Raw genomic sequence first — 5886 nt, 5'->3', positions numbered from 1 at the left:
GGTGTCTCCTTCCTGCTCGACCGTCTGTGGCGGTACGGGGTCGCGCTGCCGGCCGTCTGGCTGTACCGCCACGTCCTGACCCCGGTCGGGCGCGGGTTGGCCTGGGGGCTCGTCTCGCTGGGGAAGGCGTTGTTCGTGTGGCCGTGGGTGGCGTTGTGGCGGTACGTGGTGGTGCCGGTGGCGCGGTACGGGTTCGGGGTGCCGGCCGTCTGGCTGTACCGCCACGTCCTGACCCCGGTCGGGCTCGGGCTGGTGCGGGGGCTCGGCGTGCTCGGGAAGGCGTTGTTCGTGTGGCCGTGGGTCGCGCTGTGGCGGTACGCCGTCGTGCCCGTCGCGCGGTACGGGGTCGTCGTCCCACTCGTCTGGCTGTACCGCCGCGTTCTCGTCCCGACCGGGCGGGAGCTCCTCGACGCGCTGCGGGTCTGCTGGCGCGTCGCCGGGTTCGTCTCCCGGGCCGCCGGGCGCGCCCTCGCGTGGCTCGCCCGGAATCTCGTCGGGCGCCCCGTCGCCTGGTTCTACCGCACCGTCTGCGCCCCCGTCGGGCACTGGGTCCGCGACCAGGTCTGGGCGCCGGCCAGGCGCGCGGCGGTCGCGGCCGGGCAGGCCGCGCGGGAGGCCCTCGCCGCGGCGCGTTCGACCGTGCGGCAGGCGCGCAGGGACGCCTGGCGAGCACTGGTGGGGGGACCCCGGGTGACCGAGCCTGTGGAACCGGTGGTGGCCTCTGCGCGTACTCTGGGTAGTACAACAAGCGCCTCCGGCGCGGCGCCCGCACCCGAGATCTCCCTGCGAAAGCGGGGGTGAGCCGGTCGGGCCCCCCAGAGGCCACCCCGTATTTCGTGGGCGGCGCGCCACCGCGCCCGCCCCGCACCGAGGAGAAGAACCACTGGGCAAGCGACAGCCCGAAGGCCCGCCGCCCGCACCGGCGGTGCAGCGCATCCGACTGCGCTACACCAAGCGCGGCCGCCTCCGGTTCACCAGCCATCGTGACTTCCAGCGCGCTTTCGAGCGTGCGTTGCGCCGTGCCGAGGTGCCCATGGCGTACTCGGCCGGCTTCACCCCGCACCCCAAGGTGTCGTACGCCAACGCCGCCCCCACGGGTACGGGCTCCGAGGCCGAGTTCCTGGAGATCGCCCTCACCGAGCACCGGGACCCGGAGAGTCTGCGGCTCCTGCTCGACGAGTCGCTCCCGGACGGCCTCGACATCACCGACGCCGTCGAGGCCCGGACCTCCGGACTCGCCGACCGGCTCACCGCCTCCGTGTGGGAGCTGCGGCTCGACGGCGTCACCGTCGAGGACGCGGAGAAGGCCGTCGCGGCCTTCCTCGCGGCCGACACCGTGGAAGTGCAGCGCAAGACCAAGAACGGCATCCGCACCTTCGACGCCCGCTCGGCCGTCGCCGACCTCGTCGCGGACCGTCCACAGGCACGTCCCGGAGCTGATAGGCCCCTGGACAATGCCTGTGCGATACTGCGGCTGGTTGTTCGGCACGTGACACCTGCCGTACGACCCGACGACGTCCTGTCCGGTCTCCGAGCTGTGGCCGACCTGGCGCCGCCGGTCCCCGCAGCGGTGACCAGGCTGGCGCAGGGGCTCTTCGACGAGGAGTCCGGCACGGTGACCGACCCGCTCGCGCCCGACCGCGAGGCAGTCACGGCCGCTTCACCCACGGCCGCCGCGACCGCCTCAGCGACGGCGCCGGGTGCAGGTTCCGCGTAGGGAGCGGTCGTTGTAGCGCAGCCCTGGTACTCGGGAGCCACCTGGGTCGGGCAGCGCACTGACCAGGAGACTTTCGCCAGGCCGTACGGAGAAAGCGTACGGAACCGGCGAGCCAGACATCAGCTCCCGTGCGGCGCCCGCGCCCCGGACGGCGGCACCGCGCACTGTGCGCGATCGTGCCGCCGGACCGGAACAAGGCGCGGCGCCCGGGGGCGTGACGGGAGAACCGCCCGCATGCTCGAACAGCACGAAGAGAACACCGACAACAACGCACCTGGTGACAAGCTGCCGCCGCGCCGCAGGCGCCGGGCGGCTTCCCGCCCCGCCGGTCCGCCGGTCGCGGCGGAGGTCACCGACACCGTGGCCGAGGTCGTCGTGGAGACGCCCGCCACCCCGGAGCCGGCCGCCGAGCCCGCTCCCGCCCGTACGCGCCGTCGCGCCACGCGCAAGACCGCCGCCCCGGAGCCGGCCGCCGCGGCCGCGCCCGTCGTGGAGGCGGCCGCCGAGGTCCCCGCCGCCGAGGCTCCCGTCGAGGAGCTCGCCCCGGCCCGGACCCGCCGGCGTGCCACCCGTAAGGCCACCACCCCGGAGCCGGTCTCCGAGCCGGTCGTCGAGGCCGAGGCCGTCGTGGAGGCGGCCCCCGAGGCCCCCGTCGAGGAGCCCGCCGCCCCCGCCCGTACGCGCCGCCGTGCGACCCGCAAGGCGACCACGCCCGAGCCGGCTGCCGAGCCCGTCGCCGAGCCGGTCGTCGAGCCCGCCGCCGAGCCCGTCGTGGAGCAGCAGGCCCCGGTCGAGGAGCCCGCCGCCCCGGCGCGCACCCGCCGCCGCGCGACCCGTAGGGCCACCAGCCCCGAGGCCACCCCCGCCGCGGGCGAGAGCCTGCCGCAGGAGACCGTGGCGCAGATCACCGCCGAAGAGGCGGAGCCCGAGGTCGCCGCGGCCGAGAAGGCCGCCACCCGTGGCCGTACCCGCCGCCGCGCGTCGTCGCCGCAGTTCACCGCCGAGCCGGTGCCCGGTGCAAGCACCGGCTCCACCGGAGCGGCCGAAGCCGCGCGCGTTTCTGCGGCGGACGAGGAGCCCCGCGGTCGCCGTGCCACGCGTCCCGCCGTCGCCGTCTTCCAGGCCCCGGTCTTCACCGAGCCGATGTTCCAGACCCCGGAGACCGCGGCCGCCGCCGCTGCCGCCGAGGTCGTGGAGCCGGAGGAGGACGAGGAGGAGACGGTCGAGGGGACGGTCGAGGAGGCCGCCGCCGCCGTCGTCGAGACCGCCGAGCGTCCCGAGCCCGCCGGTCGTCGCCGTCGCCGCCGTCGTGGCGAGCCCGCCGAGCCCGTCGCTGTCGAGCCCGTGCCGGCCACCGTCGCCGACGAGCCCGAGGTCGAGGCCGAGGAGCCCGAGGCGGAGGCCGAGGAGTCCGACGAGTACGGCGACCGCCCGTCCCGCCGTCGCCGTCGTGGCGGCCGTCGCCGCCGTCGCGGTGAGCTCGCCGAGTCCGAGGAGGCCGAGGAGACCGAGGAGTCGGACGAGGCCCGCGCCGAGGACGAGGAGTCCGAGGAGGAGGGCGAGTCCGACGAGTACGAGGGCGGCGCATCGTCCGGCGGCTCCAGCAGCTCCCGTCGCCGTCGCCGTCGCCGCCGCCGCAGCGGTGACGCGGGCGGCGAGACCGAGGCGGGCGAGGAGGACGGCGTCCGTACGGTCGTCAAGGTCCGCGAGCCCCGCCCGGCCCGTGAGAAGGCCGAGCCGTCCGACGAGGTCCAGTCCATCAAGGGCTCGACCCGCCTGGAGGCGAAGAAGCAGCGTCGCCGCGAGGGCCGCGAGCAGGGCCGCCGCCGCGTCCCGATCATCACCGAGGCCGAGTTCCTGGCCCGCCGTGAGGCCGTCGAGCGCGTGATGGTCGTCCGTCAGAACGGCGAGCGCACCCAGATCGGCGTCCTGGAAGACAACGTGCTCGTCGAGCACTACGTCAACAAGGAGCAGGCCACCTCGTACGTCGGCAACGTCTACCTGGGCAAGGTCCAGAACGTGCTGCCGTCCATGGAGGCCGCCTTCGTCGACATCGGCAAGGGCCGCAACGCCGTCCTGTACGCCGGTGAGGTCAACTTCGAGGCGCTCGGCATGGCCAACGGGCCGCGCCGTATCGAGACCGCCCTCAAGTCCGGCCAGTCGGTCCTCGTCCAGGTGACGAAGGACCCGATCGGCCACAAGGGTGCGCGTCTGACCAGCCAGGTCTCCCTGCCGGGCCGCTACCTCGTGTACGTCCCCGAGGGCTCGATGACCGGCATCAGCCGCAAGCTCCCGGACACCGAGCGCGCGCGTCTGAAGACCATCCTCAAGAAGATCGTCCCCGAGGACGCCGGCGTCATCGTGCGCACCGCCGCCGAGGGCGCGAGCGAGGACGAGCTGCGCCGTGACGTCGAGCGTCTGCAGGCCCAGTGGGAGGACATCCAGAAGAAGGCGAAGAGCGGCAACGCCCCGACCCTTCTGTACGGCGAGCCGGACATGACCGTCCGCGTCGTCCGCGACATCTTCAACGAGGACTTCTCGAAGGTCATCGTCAGCGGCGACGACGCCTGGGAGACCATCCACGGGTACGTGAACCACGTCGCCCCGGACCTGACCGACCGCCTGTCCAAGTGGACGAGCGAGGTCGACGTCTTCGCGACGTACCGGATCGACGAGCAGCTGATGAAGGCGCTGGACCGCAAGGTCTGGCTGCCGAGCGGCGGCTCGCTGGTGATCGACAAGACCGAGGCGATGATCGTCGTCGACGTCAACACCGGCAAGTTCACCGGCCAGGGCGGCAACCTCGAGGAGACCGTGACGAGGAACAACCTCGAAGCGGCCGAGGAGATCGTGCGCCAGCTGCGCCTGCGCGACCTGGGCGGCATCGTCGTCATCGACTTCATCGACATGGTCCTGGAGTCCAACCGCGACCTGGTGCTGCGCCGTCTCCTGGAGTGCCTGGGCCGTGACCGGACCAAGCACCAGGTGGCCGAGGTCACCTCGCTGGGCCTGGTCCAGATGACCCGTAAGCGGGTCGGCCAGGGTCTGCTGGAGTCCTTCTCCGAGACCTGTGTCCACTGCAACGGCCGTGGCGTGATCGTGCACATGGAGCAGCCGACCGCCCCCGGCGGCGGTGGCAGCGGCAAGCGTTCGAAGAAGCGCGGCCGCGGCGGTGCCGAGCACCACGAGCACGAGCACGCCGACGTGGCGGAGACCGAGTCCGACACCGACACGGTCGAGACCGAGGCCGAGGTGGCCGCGGAGATCGCCGCCCCGGTGGCCGTGGAGGAGCCCTTCCGCGCCGACGAGGAGCTGTACAGCAGCGCCGCCGAGGCCGAGGCCGCCGCGACTCGTGGCCGCGGCCGCCGTCGGGCGACCCGCAAGGTCTCCGCTCCGGCCGGTCCTCCGGTCGCCGCGGCTCCCGCCCCGGTCGTGGTCGAGGAGCCGGCGCCCGTCGCCGAGCCGGAGCCGGTCGTCGAGCCGGAGCCGGTCGTCGAGGCCGCTCCGGTGGCCGAGGCCGCCCCGGTCGTCGAGGAGGCCGCCCCGGCTCCCCGTGCCCGCCGCCGTGCCACCCGCAAGGCGACGGCCCCGGCCGGTTCGCCTGCCGGTGAGGCGGTCGTCGAGACCGTCGTCGAGCCGGTCGCCGCCCCGGAACCAATTGTCGAGGCCGCGCCCGAGCCCGTCGTCGAGGAGGCCCCCGTGGCCGCCCCGCCGAGGCCCCGTCGCCGGGTCGTCCGCAAGGTGACGGCCCCCGCCGGCTCCCCGTCGGGAGCGGAGGAGGCCGCCGTCCTGGTGGTCGACTCCCCGGCCGCCGCTCCGGCTGACGCCCCGGCCCCGGCCGAGGCGCCCGTCGCGGAGGCGGAGGCAGAGGCCGCCGCCCCGGCCAAGAAGACGGCCGCCCGCAAGACGGCGAAGAAGGCCACCGCGAAGAAGGCCGCAGTCAAGAAGACGGCGACGGCCAAGAAGACCGCGGCGAAGAAGACCACTGCGAAGAAGGCGGCCACCAAGAAGACGGCCGCCCCCGCGCAGGACTGAGGTTGCCGCCGGGGGGGGGGGGGCCCCCGGCGCCCCCCCCCCCCCCCCCGGGGGTTATGTTAAAAAATTTCACACACGTGTAAGAACCCCGCAACCTAAAAAGGGGGAGGTGGGTTTTAAAGAGCCACCCCCCA

At 74.1% G+C, this 5886-nt stretch carries 2 protein-coding genes and 1 pseudogene; all 3 read left to right on the top strand.

The window, feature by feature from the left end:
* Positions 1–801, top strand: a pseudogene (locus ACZ3IJ_RS28730) (hypothetical protein); the annotation flags it as partial.
* Between the two features lie 124 nt (positions 802–925).
* Positions 926–1717, top strand: a complete 792-nt coding sequence (locus tag ACZ3IJ_RS28725; RefSeq protein ID WP_467472784.1) for a TIGR03936 family radical SAM-associated protein — start codon at positions 926–928, stop codon at positions 1715–1717.
* Between the two features lie 234 nt (positions 1718–1951).
* On the top strand, positions 1952–5752 hold the full coding sequence (locus ACZ3IJ_RS28720) for an Rne/Rng family ribonuclease (protein ID WP_467472782.1): 3801 nt from the start codon (positions 1952–1954) through the stop codon (positions 5750–5752).
* Positions 5753–5886 lie beyond the last annotated feature (134 nt).

Source organism: Streptomyces sp. NPDC013317, from assembly GCF_055563155.1.
Note: the sequence above shows the minus strand (reverse complement) of the source record. Positions and strands in the feature narration are given on the sequence as shown.

Coding starts and splice junctions, on each gene's coding strand:
- ACZ3IJ_RS28720 (WP_467472782.1), top strand. CDS start 1,952: ATGCTCGAACAGCACGAAGAGAACACCGACAACAACGCACCTGGTGAC.